Origin of the sequence: Pseudomonas sp. SWRI77, assembly GCF_014269105.1 — a bacterium.
GTDB classification, from domain to species: Bacteria; Pseudomonadota; Gammaproteobacteria; order Pseudomonadales; family Pseudomonadaceae; genus Aquipseudomonas; species Aquipseudomonas capeferrum.
Genome location: NZ_JABWRV010000009.1, coordinates 103,689 through 119,716, shown reverse-complemented (window position 1 = coordinate 119,716; position 16,028 = coordinate 103,689). Strand labels below are relative to the sequence as shown.

Sequence of the window (16,028 nt, the reverse complement as noted above, 5' to 3'; positions counted from 1 at the left end):
CTTCGCCAGCCCTTTATAGTGGCCGATCACCCTCATTTTTACCCCGTAGCCAGATAAGTAGCCGAGCCACCATGTCCGAGCCACGTCAGATTCTCGTCACCAGCGCCTTGCCCTATGCCAATGGATCAATCCATCTTGGCCATATGCTCGAGTACATCCAGACAGACATGTGGGTCCGCTTCCAGAAGCTACGCGGCAACCAGTGCATCTACGTCTGCGCCGACGACGCCCACGGCTCGGCCATCATGCTGCGCGCCGAAAAGGAAGGCATCACGCCCGAACAGCTGATCGCCAACGTCCAGGCCGAGCACAGCGGCGACTTCGCCGATTTCCTGGTGGACTTTGACAACTTCCACTCGACCCACAGCGAAGAGAACCGCGAGCTGTCCGGCCTGATCTACACGCGCCTGCGTGAGGCCGGGCACATTGCCACCCGTTCGGTGACCCAGTATTTCGACCCTGAAAAGGGCATGTTCCTGGCCGACCGCTTCATCAAGGGCACCTGCCCCAAGTGCGCGGCCGAAGACCAGTACGGCGACAACTGCGAAAAGTGCGGCGCCACCTACGCCCCCACCGAGCTGAAGAACCCCAAGTCGGCCATCTCCGGTGCCACCCCGGTGCTGCGTGATTCCCAGCACTTCTTCTTCAAGCTGCCCGACTTCCAGGCGATGCTGCAGCAGTGGACCCGCAGCGGCACCTTGCAGGAGGCCGTCGCCAACAAGCTCGCCGAATGGCTGGACTCGGGCCTGCAGGAGTGGGACATCTCCCGCGATGCGCCGTACTTCGGCTTCGAGATCCCGGGCGAGCCGGGCAAATACTTCTACGTCTGGCTGGATGCGCCAATCGGCTACATGGCCAGCTTCAAGAACCTCTGCGCGCGCCGGCCGGAGCTGGACTTCGATGCGTTCTGGAAAGAAGACTCCACTGCCGAGCTGTACCACTTCATCGGCAAGGACATCGTCAACTTCCACGCATTGTTCTGGCCAGCCATGCTCGAAGGCGCGGGTTTCCGCAAGCCAACCGCAGTCAATGTGCACGGCTACCTGACCGTCAACGGCGCCAAGATGTCCAAGTCGCGCGGCACCTTCATCAAGGCGCGCACCTACCTGGACCACCTGCAACCGGAATACCTGCGCTACTACTACGCGGCCAAACTGGGCCGTGGCGTGGATGACCTGGACCTGAACCTGGAAGACTTCGTGCAGAAGGTCAACTCCGACCTGGTCGGCAAGGTGGTCAATATCGCCAGCCGTTGCGCAGGCTTCATTCACAAAGGCAACGAAGGTGTGATGGTGGCCGGCGATGCCGCACCTGAGCTGACCGAGGCCTTCCTGGCCGCCGCACCGTCCATTGCCGAGGCCTACGAGAGCCGCGACTTCGCCCGTGCGATGCGCGAAATCATGGCCCTGGCCGACCGCGCCAACGCCTGGATCGCCGACAAGGCCCCTTGGTCGCTGGCCAAGCAGGAAGGCAAGCAGGACGAGGTGCAAGCCATCTGCGCTCAAGGCGTAAACCTGTTCCGCCAGTTGGTGATCTTCCTCAAACCGGTACTGCCGTTACTGGCTGCCGACGCCGAGGCCTTCCTCAATGTCGCGCCGCTGACCTGGAACGACCACCAGTCGCGCCTGGAAAACCACCGTCTGAACGCCTTCAAGGCGCTGATGAGCCGCATCGAACCGGCCAAGGTCGAAGCCATGGTCGCCGCAAGCAAAGAAGACCTGCTGGCTGCTGCCGGCCAGGCCCAGGCCCCGGCCGGCAATGGCGAGCTGACCAAGGAGCCGCTGTCGGCGGAAATCGAGTTCGACACCTTTGCCGCCGTCGACTTGCGCGTGGCCCTGATCGTCAAGGCCGAGGCCGTCGCAGGTGCCGACAAGTTGCTGCAACTGACACTGGACATCGGTGACGAACGCCGCAACGTGTTCTCCGGTATCAAGTCGGCCTACCCCGACCCCTCCAAGCTGGAAGGCCGCCTGACCATGATGGTAGCCAACCTCAAGCCTCGCAAGATGCGCTTTGGCGTGTCCGAAGGCATGGTCATGGCTGCCGGCCCTGGCGGTGAAGAGATCTACCTGCTCAGCCCCGACAGCGGCGCCAAACCAGGCCAGCGCATCAAGTAAGCCCCCTGCCCCGGCCTCAGTGCCGGGGCAGTTCCATCCCCCGCTGAATGCCGGACAATCGCTGTGATTCCCGGCTATCGTCAGTTCATGAGTGACTACATTCTGGTTCTGGTCAGCGCCACGCTGGTCAATCATCTGTGCTTGGCGCAACAGCCGACTTCCCGGCTGCGCTTGCATGTGCTCGGGCTGGCGTGCGCCTTGGCCATCGTGCTGGGGCTGATTGGCGCCCACCTGCTGAGGTGGCTGGTGCTCGACCCTTGGCAACTCCACGAACTGAGCCTGTTCCTGTTGCTGCCCTGGCTGGCGCTTCTGGCCTTCGGCATCCCCTGGGCACTGGCAAGGCTGCGCCCTGCTTGGCCGGTGGCTGACCTGCCCACGCTGCTGCTGTGCAACGCCAGCGTGCTGGGCCTGGCGCTGCAAGGGGCAGGTGACGGCAATGCCTGGTCGGCAACACTGACCAAAGGCCTGCTGGCAGGCGCAGGTTTGTGGCTTGCTCTGGTTCTTTTCGCCGACTTGCGCCAGCGCAGCGCCCAGGCCGACATCCCTGTCGCCCTGCGCGGCCTGCCCATAGAGCTGCTTGGCGCCGGAGTGATGGCCATGGCATTTTCCGGCTTCAACGGACTCTTTGCGCAATGAAGCCCGACCCCCGCCTGCGCACGAGCATGACCCTGGTGCTACTGGCCTGCCTCCCCGGTTTGCTGACACTACTGTGGCAGCAGGGCTGGGGGCTGCTGTGCAACCTGCTGCTATGCGCCAGTGCAGCGCTGCTCTGTGAAGCACTGCTATTGAAGCTGCGTGGCGAGCCCGTCAGCCTGGCACTGACCGACGGCAGTGCACTGGTGACCGCCGTGCTACTGACGGCGGCGTTGCCCACCCTGGCCCCTTGGTGGCTGCCCATGATCGCCGCTGGCACGGCTATCGGCATCGGTAAACAGGCCTTTGGCGGGGTCGGCCGCAACTTGTTCAACCCGGCCATGCTGGGCTATGCCTTCGTGTTGCTGAGCTTTCCCTCACAGATGAACCATTGGCCAGGTCAGCCAGCTGGCTTGTACGAGACCCTGCAGCAGGTATTTGGCGGCGCCGAGCACATCGATGCCTGGGCCCAGCCGACCCTACTCGATGGCCTGCGCCATAACCGCAGCCTGACCGTTGATGAATTGTTCGCCACCCACCCGGGCTTCGGCAATATCGGCGGGCGCGGCGCGGAATGGGCCAACCTGGCGTTTTTGCTGGGTGGGCTGTTTCTGTTGCAGCGCAAGGTGTTCAGCTGGCATGCGCCAGCAGGTTTGCTGGCGGGGTTGTCGCTGTTCAGCCTGCTGGCCTGGAACGGCTCAGGCTCGGACTCCAATGGCTCCCCCTTGCTGCACCTGTTATCTGGCTCGACCATGCTCGCCGCTTTTTTCATCGCCACCGAGCCTGTCTCCGGCCCCAGGAGCGATTGGGCCAAGCTGGTGTTCGGCTTTGCTGTGGGCCTGTTGATCTACCTGATCCGCACCTGGGGCAGTTACCCCGACGGCACGGCGTTCGCCATTCTGCTGATGAACCTTGCGGTCCCCAGCCTTGAACGGCTTGCCTTGCGCCGCCAGCAGGCTGCCCGGTGAGCCCCCATGTGCGCACGGCAGGGTTGCTGCTGGTGACTGCGGTACTGGCATTGTCGACCACGCTGATCTGGCGCGAGTGGACCCTCCCCGCCGTCAGCCAAGCCGAAAAGCAGCTGCAGAGCCGTCAGAGGCTCGCCGTCCTGCCGGAGGGCAGTTACGACAACCTGCCGTTGGATACCCCACTGCCACGGCCTGCCTCGCATCGCCCGCACAGTCGCATCGTGGCGGCCTACCGGGCTACGCTGGCGGGTAAGCCTGCGGCCATCGTCCTGGTGACCCAGGCCCAAGGCTATGCCGGGCCAGTGGTGCTAAGCATCGCCATCGCCCCTGATGGGCGACTGATCGGTAGCCAGGTGGTCGAACAGCAGGAAAGCCCCGGGCTCGGTGGTCGCCTTGCCGACCCGCAAGTGAACTGGCTGAAGCAATTTGCCAATCGCCGCCTGAGTGATCACTGGGCATTGAAGCGTGACCAGGGCGATTTCGACCAACTCGCAGGCGCAACAGTGACCTCGCGGGCAGTTATCGAGGCATTGCAAGATGCCTTGGTCTATTTCGATGAACATCGCCACGACCTCCTTGGGGACCCTGCCAATGAATAAGGGCTACCTGCTGGCCGCCAGCCTTGCCCCCCTTCTAGGGGCCACGCAAACGTTGCCCTTGGCCACGGCCATAGGTGCGTGCGCGGTGATGATGATCGGCCTGCATCAAGTAGCGCTGGTGCCGTTGCGCAACCGCCTGAAGGGCGCCGCACACATGCTCGCAAGCCTGCTGTTATTGGCGGCCCTGGCCAGTTGCCTGCAATTGGCCCTGCGGGCCTGGCTGCTGCCGGTAGCACTGCTGCTGGGCCCGTACCCTGCGCTACTGTGCCTGCCGTGCCTGGTAGCAGACTATCTGCTGCCACAAGAAGGGCGTTGGCGCTCACTGTTGTTGAATCTGGCTGGCCTGCTGGCCGCCTGCCTGCTGCTCGGCGCCTGCCGCCAATGGCTAGCCGAAGGGCTGGGCCTGCACCTTGCCAGCCTCGCCCCTGGCGCGCTGCTACTGCTCGGACTGCTGTTGGCCTTGTACAATCACCTGCGTCCGGGCACCGCCCACCCACGTCGTCAAGGAAAGCGCTGATTCCATGAATGCCGCAAAACGCCTGGAGATCTTTCGCAGGCTGCACGAAGACAACCCCGACCCGAAAACGGAACTGGCCTATACCACACCGTTCGAACTGCTCGTCGCCGTCACGCTTTCAGCGCAATCCACTGACGTAGGCGTGAACAAGGCCACCGCTCGCCTGTTCCCCGTGGCCAATACGCCAGAAGCGATCTACGCCCTGGGCGTCGAAGGGCTGAGCGCATACATCAAGACCATCGGGCTCTATAACAGCAAAGCCAAGAACGTGATCGAGGCCTGCCGACTGCTGATCGAGCGCCATGACAGCCAGGTGCCAGAAACACGGGAAGCCCTTGAAGCGCTGCCTGGCGTTGGGCGCAAGACTGCCAACGTGGTGCTCAACACGGCGTTCCGGCAGCCGACCATGGCGGTGGACACGCACATTTTCAGGGTCAGTAATCGCACCGGCATTGCACCCGGCAAAACGGTGCTTGAGGTCGAGAAGAAGCTGGTCAAGTTCGTCCCCAAGGACTACCTGCTCGATGCCCACCACTGGCTCATCCTGCATGGGCGCTACGTATGCCAGGCACGCAAGCCCAGGTGCGGGAGCTGTCGGATCGAAGACCTCTGCGAATACAAGCAGAAGACGTCTGACGATTGAGCCGATAGCGAAAAACCACCCGGCACGATTGAAAAAATCTTTTTTACCAGCGTCAGCTTTCTGGTTATAAGGACGGCCAATGGCCCCTTGGCTTGGAGCGACTCATGAGTGCCGATAAAGACGACCTGTCAATCGAAGATGATTTTGTTGCCGTGGATGATGAAGCGGAGCCCCAGGTAGAAACTGCAAAGACCAACCTGAGCAAACGCCGCACGATCGACAACCTGCTGGAAGAGCGGCGCCTGCAGAAACAACTGGCCGATTTCGACTACGATCTGTAGCTTTTTTTGCAAAGCCTCCCTCAGGGAGGCTTTGCATGCTGGCGGTCAGTTAAGCCCGTGGCGCTGAGCCAGTTCGATCAGGTCTACCAACGACCTGGCGTTCAGCTTGAGCAGCAAGCGTGACTTGTAAGTGCTGACGGTCTTGTTGCTGAGGAACATGCTGTCGGCAATTTCCTTGTTGGATCGCCCGCGCGACAGCTGCTGTAAAACGGTCATTTCCCGGGCCGAGAGGCGGTTGACCATATCCGTCTCGCTGCCACCACTGCCCCTGCCCCGTGACGCATGCAAGGCCTGGTTGGGGAAGTAGCTGTAGCCTGACAGCACGGCCTTGATGGCGCTTAGCAGCTCGGTCAACTCCTGTTGTTTGCACACATACCCCGCCGCCCCCGCCTGCATGCAACGCATCGAGAAGTTACCAGGCACCTGCGAGGTCAGCACCAACACTTTGCTGCCTGGGCTGAAGGCTGCCATGCGGGCGATGACTTCAAGGCCATCGAGTTTTGGAATACCGATATCGAGCACCACGATATCCGGTAGGTGTTCACGCGTCAGTTGCAAGGCGGCCACGCCGTTATCGGTTTCCGCAACGACGTCGTACCCGTGCCGCTCCATCAGCATGCGCACGGCCAGACGTATAACCGGATGATCATCCACGATAAGGACTTTATTCATGCGATATCCATTCATTATTGATTTTTGCTGTGGCATGCCACGATAACCGACAGAACGCTTCAGGGTGCAACGATTTGCCAGTGAAACTCATGAATAGAGAAAACTTACAACACTTGCAGAAATTTCCTACAAAAGCATGTCCAGAGCCAACCGTGAAACTTAATGATCCGCAATTAAAACCTACCATCGCTCCAATCAACATGACCAGCTGAAAACAAACCTTCGCGTGCAGATTATTCCACTTCACAGGCGCTGAAAAAACCAGGCTTAACAGGTATTCAAAGACAATTCTCAACCGGGAAACAATCCAATCTTTAGTTGAGCGCCCGCGTAAGGTAATGATGAACAAAACCGCAGGAGACAGCCCTCATGCCCGAAGCACAACCTGTCGCCCCGCTGACGATCATTGCCATCTTCGCGGGGATTATCGAAGCATCCGCCCTTGCGACACTGCCGTTCCTCAGCGAATCCAGCCAGAGCCTCTATACATGGTTCCTGGTGGGCTTTCCGTTTTTCCTTACAGCGCTGTTCTTTTTGACGTTAAACTTCAATTACAAGTCGTTTTATAATCCTGTATCAAGCAAAACAACCAGCGACAGCCCCACCGCGACGGTCACGGAAGTATCCGAGCCTATTACCGTTATCTTCTCCGGCCCAGATGCCCAGCCCATGATGGAACAGCAAGTCCGCCTTGCCCTCGCGCAATCGCCTGAACCCGCGCACCGCTGGCGCTTCTGTAATCTCGAGAAAAACCAATGCGCAAGGCTGTCGGTCTGCACCCTCGAGCAAGATGCCGCCAATCTCAGGGGATGACGACCCGCTGGATGTCGACGCAAAAAAAACCCCGGCCTGAGCCGGGGTTCGTGCGATGCGTGCCAGTACTCAGAGCAACGAACGGCCCTTGTTGGCGGCAATGCGCATACGCAGCGCATTGAGCTTGATGAAGCCGGCAGCGTCCGCCTGGTTGTAGGCGCCGCCATCTTCCTCGAAGGTCGCAATGTTGGCATCGAACAGCGAGTCGTCCGACTTGCGGCCAACCACGGTGACATTGCCTTTGTACAGCTTCAGGCGTACCACGCCATTCACGTTGACCTGCGACGCGTCGATCATCTGCTGCAGCATCACACGCTCCGGGCTCCACCAGTAACCGGTGTAGATCAGGCTGGCATACTTCGGCATCAGCTCATCTTTCAGGTGAGCGACTTCACGGTCCAGGGTGATCGACTCGATCGCACGGTGGGCGCGCAGCATGATGGTGCCGCCAGGGGTTTCGTAGCAGCCACGAGACTTCATGCCGACGTAACGGTTCTCGACGATGTCCAGACGGCCGATGCCGTTGGCACCACCGATACGGTTCAGGTCGGCCAGAACGGTGGCCGGGGACTTCTCGACACCATCGATGGCGACGATGTCACCGTTGAGGTAAGTCAGCTCGATATAAGTAGCCTGGTCCGGGGCGTTCTCCGGAGAGACGCTCCAGCGCCACATATCTTCCTCGTGCTCGGTCCAGGTATCTTCCAGGACACCGCCTTCGTAGGAGATGTGCAGCAGGTTGGCGTCCATCGAGTACGGCGACTTCTTCTTGCCGTGACGCTCGATCGGGATGCCATGCTTCTCGGCGTAGTCCATCAGCTTCTCGCGGGACAGCAGGTCCCACTCACGCCAAGGGGCGATGACCTTGACGCCCGGCTTGAGCGCATAGGCACCCAGCTCGAAACGAACCTGGTCATTGCCTTTACCGGTTGCACCATGGGAAATGGCGTCAGCACCGGTTTCGTTGGCGATTTCGATCAGGCGCTTGGCGATCAGCGGACGGGCGATGGAGGTACCCAGCAGGTACTCGCCTTCGTAGACGGTGTTGGCGCGGAACATCGGGAACACGAAGTCACGCACGAATTCTTCGCGCAGGTCGTCGATGTAGATCTCTTTCACACCCATTGCCTGTGCCTTGGCACGGGCCGGCTCGACCTCTTCGCCCTGACCCAGGTCAGCGGTGAAGGTCACCACTTCGCAGTTGTAGGTATCCTGCAGCCACTTGAGAATCACCGAAGTATCAAGGCCGCCGGAATACGCCAGTACGACCTTATTTACGTCCGCCATGCCATCACTCCACGGGGTTGTACGGAAAGGGGTCGATTCTAACGGCGTTATGGAAAAATTTACAGTGGGGCGACAGCTTCTGACGACAAAGCGACAGTAATTGTCGATGGCGCGACGTCTGTCGGGCGCTATGGGACGGCTGTGAGGGGGCGCGCCGCCCATCTCACTTTCAGGGCACTTTCGCACCCGGTGCGGGGGACGCCGGCGCGGCAATAGGCGGACTGGCAGCAGCAGGCAGCTGTACAGGTTTTTCCACCGGCTTCTCGACGGGTGTCTCAGCGACTGCAACCCGATCCAGTTCGATATTCACCCGTCGATTGCGCGCCCGGTTGGCAGCACTGTTGTTCTTCGCCAGCGGATACCGCTCGCCGTGGAAGCGCACGGTGATCTGCGCCTCCGGCACGCCATGGGCTTTGAAATAGTCCGCCACCGTCATCGCCCTGCGCCGGGACAAATCACGGTTGGTCAGGCGGTTGCCGCTGTTGTCGGAATGGCCGTTGAGCTCGATGTGATTAACCGTCGGGTCGGCCTTGATATAGTCAAGAACCACATCCAGCCGTGCCTTGGCCGAATCGTCAAGTTCGATGCCACCGCCAGGGAAACCCACCTGAGTCTGGCGAACCTGGTCATAGTTCATCGCCAGCAACTTGCTGGCACACACCTGGTAGTCGCCATAGGCCTTGGCGAAACTGACCGGCAACACCCGCACTTCCATGGCCCGGCCCGCTTCGCCGGTGTAGTTGCGTACCACCGTGCTGCGCCCATCGAGCAGACCATTGATCAGGCGGCTGGCCTGACCCTGGGACGAGCTGAACAGCACGCCCGTGCGCGCCATGCGCACGCTGCCCAGGTTGATGTCACCGCGCCCAGGCTGCCAGGGCGCCGCCGCTGCCAGCAATGTGGCTGGCCCGGCCCCCAGCACATTGCTGTGCGAGCGCAGTTGGAACACCGGCTGCTCACCTGCCCGGCGCACGAATTCGCCACTGCCAAAACCGTCGATCGGCTGGATCAGACGGCACTCGAACTGGTCGCCCTCGACTTGCCAGGCAATGTTCTCCATGCGCGTCTGGAAAGTCAGTGCACCGGCCGGCAGGCTGGCGAACAGGGTGAACATGGCTAGGTAACGCTGGCGCACGGGCGGCTCCACAAATTCTGACGGCTTACCTGCAGGGTATCGGACGCTGCCCGAAAAACTTGATAGCCGTGCTCGGGCCAGGGTTTTCCGGTAGCATTGGGCCTTGAGTTCGACCCGCCTGGAATCCCCAATGTCCGATCGCCTGACCCTCCTGCGTCCCGACGACTGGCACATCCATCTGCGCGATGGTGCCGTCCTGCCCCATACCGTTGGTGATGTGGCGCGTACCTTCGCCCGTGCCATCATCATGCCCAACCTCGTACCGCCGGTGCGCAATGCCGTCGAAGCCGGTGCCTACCGTGAGCGCATCCTCAGTGCGCGTCCGGCCGGCAGCCGCTTCGAACCGCTGATGGTGCTTTACCTCACCGACCGCACCAGCCCCGAGGACATCCGCGCGGCCAAGGCCAGCGGTATCGTGTATGCCGCCAAGCTGTACCCGGCCGGCGCCACGACAAACTCCGATTCAGGCGTGACCAGCATCGACAACATCTTCCCCGCCATCGAAGCGCTGGCCGAAGTCGGCATGCCACTGTTGGTGCACGGTGAAGTGACGCGTAGCGAGATCGATGTCTTCGATCGCGAAAAGCGCTTCATCGACGAACACATGCGTCGCGTGGTCGAACGCTTCCCGACGCTCAAGGTGGTGTTCGAGCACATCACCACCAGCGATGCCGCGCAGTTCGTCAGCGAAGCGCCGGCCAACGTCGGCGCGACCATTACCGCCCAGCACCTGTTGTACAACCGCAACCACATGCTGGTGGGCGGCATCCGCCCGCACTTCTACTGCCTGCCGATCCTCAAGCGCAACACCCACCAGGTGGCGCTGCTGGACGCGGCCACCAGTGGCAACCCGAAATTCTTCCTCGGCACTGACTCGGCCCCTCACGCCCGTCACGCCAAGGAAGCCGCCTGCGGTTGCGCCGGTTGCTACACCGCTTATGCGGCCATCGAGATGTACGCCGAAGCGTTCGAGCAGCGCAATGCGCTGGACAAGCTGGAAGGCTTTGCCAGCCTGCACGGCCCGGCCTTCTATGGCCTGCCGGCGAACACCGACACCATCACCCTGGTCCGTGAAGAGTGGACCGCACCAGAAAGCCTGCCGTTCGGCGAGCAGACGGTGATACCGCTGCGCGCTGGCGAGAAGCTGCGCTGGCGCCTGCTGGAGGAAAACGCGTGAGCGAAGACCTCTACGAAGACGATCAGGACAGCCAGGCCGGCGGTGGCTCGCGCCACCCGATGGCAGAGCGCTTCCGTGGCTACTTGCCAGTGGTGGTGGATGTCGAGACCGGCGGCTTCAATAGTGCCACCGACGCCCTGCTGGAAATCGCCGCCGTCACCATCGGCATGGACGAGAAAGGCTTCCTGTTCCCCGAATACACCTACTTCCACCGGGTTGAGCCGTTCGAAGGGGCCAATATCGAGGCGGCAGCGCTGGAGTTCACCGGCATCAAGCTGGACCACCCGCTGCGCATGGCAGTGAGTGAAGAAAGCGCGTTGACCGATATCTTCCGAGGCGTGCGCAAGGCGCTCAAGGCCAACGGCTGCAAGCGGGCCATCCTGGTCGGCCACAACAGCAGCTTCGACTTGGGCTTCCTTAACGCCGCGGTCAACCGCAACGACCTCAAGCGCAACCCCTTCCACCCGTTTTCCAGCTTCGATACCGCCACCCTCGCCGGCCTGGCGTATGGCCAGACCGTGCTGGCGCGGGCCTGTCAGAGCGCCGACATCGACTTTGATGGGCGTGAAGCGCATTCGGCGCGTTACGACACCGAGAAGACGGCCGAGCTGTTCTGCGGCATCGTCAACCGCTGGAAAGAAATGGGCGGCTGGCGCGATTTCAACGACTAAGCAGCCACAAGCTTCAAGCAGCAAGAAAGGGCAGACAGCACACGCTCGGTTTTTCTTGAAGCTTGCAGCTAGAAACTTGAAGCAAAAAAAACCGGCCACGAAGGCCGGTTTTTTTATGCGCGCGGCAATTACAGCTTGCCAGCGTTCTCGCTCAGGTAAGCAGCAACGCCTTCTGGCGAAGCGTTCATGCCTTTGTCGCCTTTTTTCCAGTTGGCAGGGCAGACTTCGCCGTGCTCTTCGTGGAACTGCAGGGCATCGACCAGACGCAGCAGCTCGTCCATGTTACGGCCCAGTGGCAGGTCGTTGACGATCTGCGAACGGACCACACCGTTGGTGTCGATCAGGAAGGCGCCACGGAAGGCCACGCCGCCTTCGGACTCAACGTCGTAGGCCTTGCAGATTTCATGGGTGATGTCGGCAGCCAAGGTGTACTTGACCTGGCCGATACCGCCGTTGTTGACCGGGGTGTTACGCCAGGCGTTGTGGGTGAAGTGCGAGTCGATCGAAACGCCGATCACTTCCACGTTGCGGGCCTGGAAGTCAGGGATGCGGTTGTCCAGGGCAATCAGCTCGGACGGGCAGACGAAGGTGAAGTCCAGCGGGTAGAAGAACACCAGGCCGTACTTGCCCTTGATGGCCGAGGCCAGGTTGAAGCTGTCGACGATTTCGCCGTTGCCCAGCACAGCTGGAACGGTGAAATCGGGGGCTTGTTTACCAACGAGTACGCTCATTGTTATCTCCTGATGAGGGTGAAAAACGTTTGCCGGGCCAGACGGGCTTGCCCGACATCCAACAAAGGCCGACCATCATACACGGCTTCTCATGACAGACCGAATCCAACCACCGGTCGCTCAAGCACGGCCCTCACAGAAAGTCTTTTGACAAGCATTCTCATTACGATTAAGCTCCAATCCATCGACTCAACCAGCGATGGTCCGACTTTATGTATGTGTGTCTTTGTGTCGGCGTGACCGACGGACAGATCCGCGATGCGATCTTTGAAGGATGCTGCAGCTACAAGGAAGTTCGAGCCGCGACCAATGTCGCCAGCCAATGTGGCAAATGCGCCTGCCTTGCCAAGCAAGTGGTCCGCGAGACCCTGACCGAGCTTCAGGTCAGCCAGGCCGCCCTGCCCTATCCGGTAGAATTTACCGCTGCCTGAAACCACTCATTTTGAAGAACCGGACCTTGTGTCCGGTTTTTTTATGCCCGAAATTCAATAACTTAGCACTCCAACGCGCTTCACAAACATTCTTATTCCTATTCATTTTCACTTATTATTCAATAACTTAGGTTTGACAGCCCTAAGTATCGGGCTCAAACTTCCCTGTATTGGCACACTTCTACAGGGCAGGAACCCGTCATGAAAGGCGACGTAAGCGTCATCCAGCATCTCAACAAGATCCTCGGAAACGAGCTGGTCGCGATCAACCAGTACTTCCTGCACGCTCGCATGTACGAAGATTGGGGCCTGAACAAACTCGGCAAGCACGAGTACAAGGAATCCATCGATGAGATGAAGCACGCTGACAAACTGATCAAGCGTATTCTCTTCCTCGAAGGCATCCCCAACGTGCAGGACCTGGGCAAGCTGCTGATCGGCGAGCACACCAAAGAAATGCTCGAGTGCGACCTGAAGATCGAGCAGAAAGGCCTGATCGACCTGAAAGCCGCCATCGCTCACTGCGAAACCGTCGGCGACTTCGGCTCGCGTGACATGCTCGAAGACATCCTCGAGTCCGAGGAAGAGCACATCGACTGGCTGGAAACCCAGCTGAGCCTGATCGACAAGATCAGCATCGAGAACTACCTGCAATCGCAGATGGGCGAAGAGTAAAATCCCGCCCATAAAAAAACCCGCCATGAGCGGGTTTTTTTAGGTCTGCGCGAAGATCAGGCTTCAGCAGCCTTTGCCTTGGCAGCAGCGTCCTTGATCAGGGCCTGCAGCTCACCCTTCTCGAACATTTCGAGCATGATGTCGCTACCGCCGACCAGCTCGCCCGCTACCCACAGCTGCGGGAAGGTTGGCCAGTTGGCGTACTTGGGCAGGTTGGCGCGGATTTCCGGGTTCTGCAGGATGTCAACGTAGGCGAACTTCTCGCCACAACCCATCACAGCTTGCGATGCCTTGGCCGAGAACCCGCACTGCGGGGCATTCGGCGAGCCTTTCATGTAAAGCAGAATGGTGTTGTTCTGAATCTGCTCTTTGATCGTTTCGATGATATCCATGGAACACCTCGTCTGAACTTTCCGACTCGATGGTCGGCACGGTGACGCATTGTATCGGAAAGCCGAGCGCTGTGCGCGGCCTTGCCATTGCTCAGGCGGCCTCCACGTGCACAGGCACGCCATTGAGGGCGGCATTGCCCGACACCTGATCGCGCAAGCGCTCATCGGTCAGGTCGTTGGCACTGACCCCGGGCTGCCCGTGGGCTATCCGCAATTGCACGCCCTGGCGCCCATGGCCATAGCCGTGCGGCAGGCTGACCACGCCTGGCATCATGTCCGTGCACGCCTGCACCTCGACTTCGAGGGTGCCGGTACGTGAGCGTATGCGCACGCGCTGGCCATCGTGCAACTGCCGCTGCTGCAAATCATCAGGGTGCATCAACAGCTGATGACGCGGCTTGCCTTTGACCAGCCGGTGGAAGTTGTGCATCCACGAGTTGTTGCTGCGCACGTGGCGGCGGCCGATCAGCAAGAGCGCGCCAGCAGCCATTGGCGCCTGCCGCGCAAGCCTGGCCAAGTCATCCAGCAACACCTGCGGTGCCGCCTCGATGGCCTGGCTGGCAGTGTTCAGGCGGGCCTGCAGATTGGCGCCTAGCGGGCCCAGGTCGAGCCCGTGGGGGTGCCGATCGAGTGCTTCCAGCGAGAGCTTCCAGGCCGAGCCTTCGCCGTAGCGCCCTTTGCGCAAGGCCCAATCGATCATCTGCGCCGGCGCCTGGGTTGGCTTGAGTTCAAGGGCGGCCCGTTCGGCCAAGGCCTTGGCCAGGCCGACAAAGATCTCCCAGTCATGCAGCGCGCCTTCGGGCTTGGCCAGGATCGCGCGGTTGAAACGGGTCACATTGCGCACCGCCAGCAGGTTGAAGGTGCTGTCGTAGTGATCGTTCTCAAGTGCCGACGTGGACGGCAGGATCAGGTCAGCATGGCGCGTGCTTTCATTGATGTACAGGTCGATGCTGAGCATGAACTCGAGCCCCGCCAGCGCCCCGTCCAGTTGCCGACCGTTGGGCGTGGACAGCACAGGGTTGCCCGCCACCGTCACCAAGGCCCGCACCTGCCCGTCACCGGGCGTGAGGATTTCCTCGGCCAAGGCGGCGACCGGCAGCTCGCCAGCGTACTCCGGCAGCCCCGAAACCCGGCTTTGCCAGGCATTGAAGTGCCCGCCCGAGGTACTCGCCACCAGGTCCACCGCAGGCTCGGTACACAAGGCGCCACCCACCCGATCCAGGTTGCCGGTTACCAGGTTGATCAATTGCACCAGCCAATGGCACAGGGTGCCGAAGGCCTGGGTCGAGACGCCCATGCGGCCATAGCAGACCGCCTTGTCGGCTGCCGCAAAATCACGCGCCAGCTGACGGATATCGGCGGCAGCGATGCCGCACAACGGGCTCATGGCGTCGGCGGTGAACAGGGCGAGTGCACTGCGCACCTGATCCAGGCCATTGATCGGCAAGTGTGATCCACGGGTCAGGCCTTCGTCGAACAAGGTATTGAGCAGGCCACTGAGCAATGCAGCATCGCCGCCGGGAAGAATGAACAGGTGCCGGTCGGCCATGGCCGCTGTTTCGCTGCGCCGTGGGTCCACCACCACCAACTGCCCGCCCCGCATACGCAGCGCCTTCAGGCGCTTTTCCACATCAGGCACGGTCATGATGCTGCCATTGGACGCCAGCGGGTTGCCTCCCAGAATCAGCATGAAGTCGGTGTGGTCGATGTCCGGTATCGGCAACAACAGACCGTGGCCGTACATCAGGTGGCTGGTCAGGTGCTGGGGCAACTGGTCCACCGAGGTGGCTGAAAACCGATTGCGGGTCTTCAACAAACCGAGGAAATAGTTGCTGTGGGTCATCAGCCCATAGTTGTGCACGCTCGGGTTGCCTTGATACACCGCCACCGCGTTGCGACCATGCGCCTGCTGGATGCTCCAGAGCTTGTCGGCCGCCAGGGCGAAAGCCTCGTCCCAGCTGATCGCCTGCCAGCGCTCGCCAATCCGACGGTGGGGCTGACGCAGGCGGTCGGGATCGTTCTGGATATCTTGCAGGGCCACTGCCTTGGGGCAGATGTGGCCGCGGCTGAACGGGTCGTCCGGGTCGCCTTTGATCGAGGTGATCAGCGCCTGCCCGTCGTCCTCATGGCTGACTTCGATGTTCAGCCCGCAGATCGCTTCGCACAGGTGACAGGCACGGTGATGCAGGGTCTTGGTCATGGCCGCCTCTGCCTGATGATGGGTCTGAGGGCGACTATGCGCCCAGCCGAACGCCCTCGCCAGCGCGCTTCGTGCCATGAATTGCC

The 16,028-nt window shown here is 60.9% G+C and carries 18 protein-coding genes; 12 read left to right on the top strand and 6 right to left on the bottom strand.

The window, feature by feature from the left end; translation table 11 throughout:
• Positions 1 to 71: 71 nt before the first annotated feature.
• From metG to HU766_RS11595, 7 genes are all read left to right on the top strand, one after another.
• On the top strand, positions 72 to 2,117 hold the full coding sequence (gene metG / locus HU766_RS11625) for a methionine--tRNA ligase (RefSeq protein ID WP_186656809.1): 2,046 nt from the start codon (positions 72 to 74) through the stop codon (positions 2,115 to 2,117).
• Positions 2,118 to 2,204: 87 nt separating this feature from the next.
• Positions 2,205 to 2,753 carry an Rnf-Nqr domain containing protein gene (locus tag HU766_RS11620; RefSeq protein ID WP_033702989.1) on the top strand — a complete coding sequence of 183 codons (549 nt, stop codon included), beginning with the start codon at positions 2,205 to 2,207 and terminating at the stop codon, positions 2,751 to 2,753.
• A complete protein-coding gene (locus tag HU766_RS11615) occupies positions 2,750 to 3,718 on the top strand; it encodes an RnfABCDGE type electron transport complex subunit D (RefSeq protein ID WP_238338604.1) in 969 nt (322 codons plus the stop codon). Before HU766_RS11620 ends, HU766_RS11615 begins: the two co-directional genes overlap by 4 nt.
• Positions 3,715 to 4,317, top strand: coding sequence for an RnfABCDGE type electron transport complex subunit G (locus HU766_RS11610; protein WP_186656794.1), 603 nt, complete (start codon positions 3,715 to 3,717; stop codon positions 4,315 to 4,317). The genes HU766_RS11615 and HU766_RS11610 overlap by 4 nt, the downstream gene beginning before the upstream one ends.
• Positions 4,310 to 4,834 carry an Rnf-Nqr domain containing protein gene (locus HU766_RS11605; protein WP_186656779.1) on the top strand — a complete coding sequence of 175 codons (525 nt, stop codon included), beginning with the start codon at positions 4,310 to 4,312 and terminating at the stop codon, positions 4,832 to 4,834. Before HU766_RS11610 ends, HU766_RS11605 begins: the two co-directional genes overlap by 8 nt.
• A gap of 4 nt (positions 4,835 to 4,838) precedes the next feature.
• Positions 4,839 to 5,477, top strand: coding sequence for an endonuclease III (nth, locus tag HU766_RS11600; RefSeq protein ID WP_033702661.1), 639 nt, complete (start codon positions 4,839 to 4,841; stop codon positions 5,475 to 5,477).
• A 104-nt stretch (positions 5,478 to 5,581) separates the two neighbouring features.
• Positions 5,582 to 5,758 (top strand): hypothetical protein, encoded by a 177-nt coding sequence (locus tag HU766_RS11595; protein WP_033702662.1) that lies wholly within the window; start codon positions 5,582 to 5,584, stop codon positions 5,756 to 5,758.
• 45 nt (positions 5,759 to 5,803) lie between these two features.
• Here the strand turns inward: HU766_RS11595 and HU766_RS11590 are convergent, their stop codons facing one another.
• Positions 5,804 to 6,430, bottom strand: a complete 627-nt coding sequence (locus tag HU766_RS11590; protein WP_033702663.1) for a response regulator transcription factor — start codon at positions 6,428 to 6,430, stop codon at positions 5,804 to 5,806.
• Positions 6,431 to 6,799: 369 nt separating this feature from the next.
• On the opposite strand from HU766_RS11590, the gene HU766_RS11585 reads away from it, so the two are divergent.
• On the top strand, positions 6,800 to 7,243 hold the full coding sequence (locus HU766_RS11585; protein ID WP_186656777.1) for a hypothetical protein: 444 nt from the start codon (positions 6,800 to 6,802) through the stop codon (positions 7,241 to 7,243).
• A 69-nt stretch (positions 7,244 to 7,312) separates the two neighbouring features.
• On the opposite strand, the gene HU766_RS11580 is transcribed toward HU766_RS11585, so the two are convergent.
• A complete protein-coding gene (locus HU766_RS11580) occupies positions 7,313 to 8,530 on the bottom strand; it encodes an argininosuccinate synthase (RefSeq protein WP_033702665.1) in 1,218 nt (405 codons plus the stop codon).
• A 169-nt stretch (positions 8,531 to 8,699) separates the two neighbouring features.
• On the bottom strand, positions 8,700 to 9,665 hold the full coding sequence (locus HU766_RS11575) for an OmpA family protein (RefSeq protein ID WP_186656775.1): 966 nt from the start codon (positions 9,663 to 9,665) through the stop codon (positions 8,700 to 8,702).
• 130 nt (positions 9,666 to 9,795) lie between these two features.
• Here HU766_RS11575 and pyrC point away from each other — a divergent pair, with 130 nt between their 5' ends.
• The gene (pyrC, locus tag HU766_RS11570) at positions 9,796 to 10,842 is read left to right on the top strand and encodes a dihydroorotase (RefSeq protein ID WP_186656773.1); all 1,047 of its coding nucleotides are present in this window, start codon (positions 9,796 to 9,798) and stop codon (positions 10,840 to 10,842) included.
• Positions 10,839 to 11,513, top strand: coding sequence for a ribonuclease T (gene rnt / locus HU766_RS11565; protein ID WP_186656771.1), 675 nt, complete (start codon positions 10,839 to 10,841; stop codon positions 11,511 to 11,513). Before pyrC ends, rnt begins: the two co-directional genes overlap by 4 nt.
• 128 nt (positions 11,514 to 11,641) lie before the next feature.
• On the opposite strand, the gene HU766_RS11560 is transcribed toward rnt, so the two are convergent.
• Complete coding sequence (locus tag HU766_RS11560; protein WP_033702669.1) at positions 11,642 to 12,244, bottom strand: peroxiredoxin C; 603 nt, start codon at positions 12,242 to 12,244, stop codon at positions 11,642 to 11,644.
• A 212-nt stretch (positions 12,245 to 12,456) separates the two neighbouring features.
• Here HU766_RS11560 and HU766_RS11555 point away from each other — a divergent pair, with 212 nt between their 5' ends.
• Both HU766_RS11555 and bfr read left to right on the top strand, forming a co-directional pair.
• Positions 12,457 to 12,675: a bacterioferritin-associated ferredoxin gene (locus tag HU766_RS11555; RefSeq protein ID WP_095064234.1), complete on the top strand. Its 219-nt coding sequence runs from the start codon at positions 12,457 to 12,459 to the stop codon at positions 12,673 to 12,675.
• Positions 12,676 to 12,876: 201 nt separating this feature from the next.
• Entirely contained in the window at positions 12,877 to 13,350 is a 474-nt protein-coding gene (gene bfr, locus HU766_RS11550) for a bacterioferritin (RefSeq protein ID WP_186656768.1), read from the top strand.
• 56 nt (positions 13,351 to 13,406) lie between these two features.
• On the opposite strand, the gene grxD is transcribed toward bfr, so the two are convergent.
• Both grxD and HU766_RS11540 read right to left on the bottom strand, forming a co-directional pair.
• Positions 13,407 to 13,742, bottom strand: a complete 336-nt coding sequence (gene grxD / locus HU766_RS11545) for a Grx4 family monothiol glutaredoxin (protein WP_186656750.1) — start codon at positions 13,740 to 13,742, stop codon at positions 13,407 to 13,409.
• A gap of 91 nt (positions 13,743 to 13,833) precedes the next feature.
• Positions 13,834 to 15,942 carry a molybdopterin oxidoreductase family protein gene (locus HU766_RS11540; protein WP_186656748.1) on the bottom strand — a complete coding sequence of 703 codons (2,109 nt, stop codon included), beginning with the start codon at positions 15,940 to 15,942 and terminating at the stop codon, positions 13,834 to 13,836.
• Positions 15,943 to 16,028: the final 86 nt, after the last annotated feature.

Bases quoted from the DNA above. Each gene is read 5' to 3' on its own strand.
- metG (WP_186656809.1), top strand. From the start codon at position 72: ATGTCCGAGCCACGTCAGATTCTCGTCACCAGCGCCTTGCCCTATGCC.
- HU766_RS11620 (WP_033702989.1), top strand. From the start codon at position 2,205: ATGAGTGACTACATTCTGGTTCTGGTCAGCGCCACGCTGGTCAATCAT.
- HU766_RS11615 (WP_238338604.1), top strand. From the start codon at position 2,750: ATGAAGCCCGACCCCCGCCTGCGCACGAGCATGACCCTGGTGCTACTG.
- HU766_RS11605 (WP_186656779.1), top strand. From the start codon at position 4,310: ATGAATAAGGGCTACCTGCTGGCCGCCAGCCTTGCCCCCCTTCTAGGG.
- nth (WP_033702661.1), top strand. From the start codon at position 4,839: ATGAATGCCGCAAAACGCCTGGAGATCTTTCGCAGGCTGCACGAAGAC.
- HU766_RS11595 (WP_033702662.1), top strand. From the start codon at position 5,582: ATGAGTGCCGATAAAGACGACCTGTCAATCGAAGATGATTTTGTTGCC.
- HU766_RS11590 (WP_033702663.1), bottom strand. From the start codon at position 6,430: ATGAATAAAGTCCTTATCGTGGATGATCATCCGGTTATACGTCTGGCC.
- HU766_RS11585 (WP_186656777.1), top strand. From the start codon at position 6,800: ATGCCCGAAGCACAACCTGTCGCCCCGCTGACGATCATTGCCATCTTC.
- HU766_RS11580 (WP_033702665.1), bottom strand. From the start codon at position 8,530: ATGGCGGACGTAAATAAGGTCGTACTGGCGTATTCCGGCGGCCTTGAT.
- pyrC (WP_186656773.1), top strand. From the start codon at position 9,796: ATGTCCGATCGCCTGACCCTCCTGCGTCCCGACGACTGGCACATCCAT.
- HU766_RS11560 (WP_033702669.1), bottom strand. From the start codon at position 12,244: ATGAGCGTACTCGTTGGTAAACAAGCCCCCGATTTCACCGTTCCAGCT.
- HU766_RS11555 (WP_095064234.1), top strand. From the start codon at position 12,457: ATGTATGTGTGTCTTTGTGTCGGCGTGACCGACGGACAGATCCGCGAT.
- bfr (WP_186656768.1), top strand. From the start codon at position 12,877: ATGAAAGGCGACGTAAGCGTCATCCAGCATCTCAACAAGATCCTCGGA.
- grxD (WP_186656750.1), bottom strand. From the start codon at position 13,742: ATGGATATCATCGAAACGATCAAAGAGCAGATTCAGAACAACACCATT.
- HU766_RS11540 (WP_186656748.1), bottom strand. From the start codon at position 15,942: ATGACCAAGACCCTGCATCACCGTGCCTGTCACCTGTGCGAAGCGATC.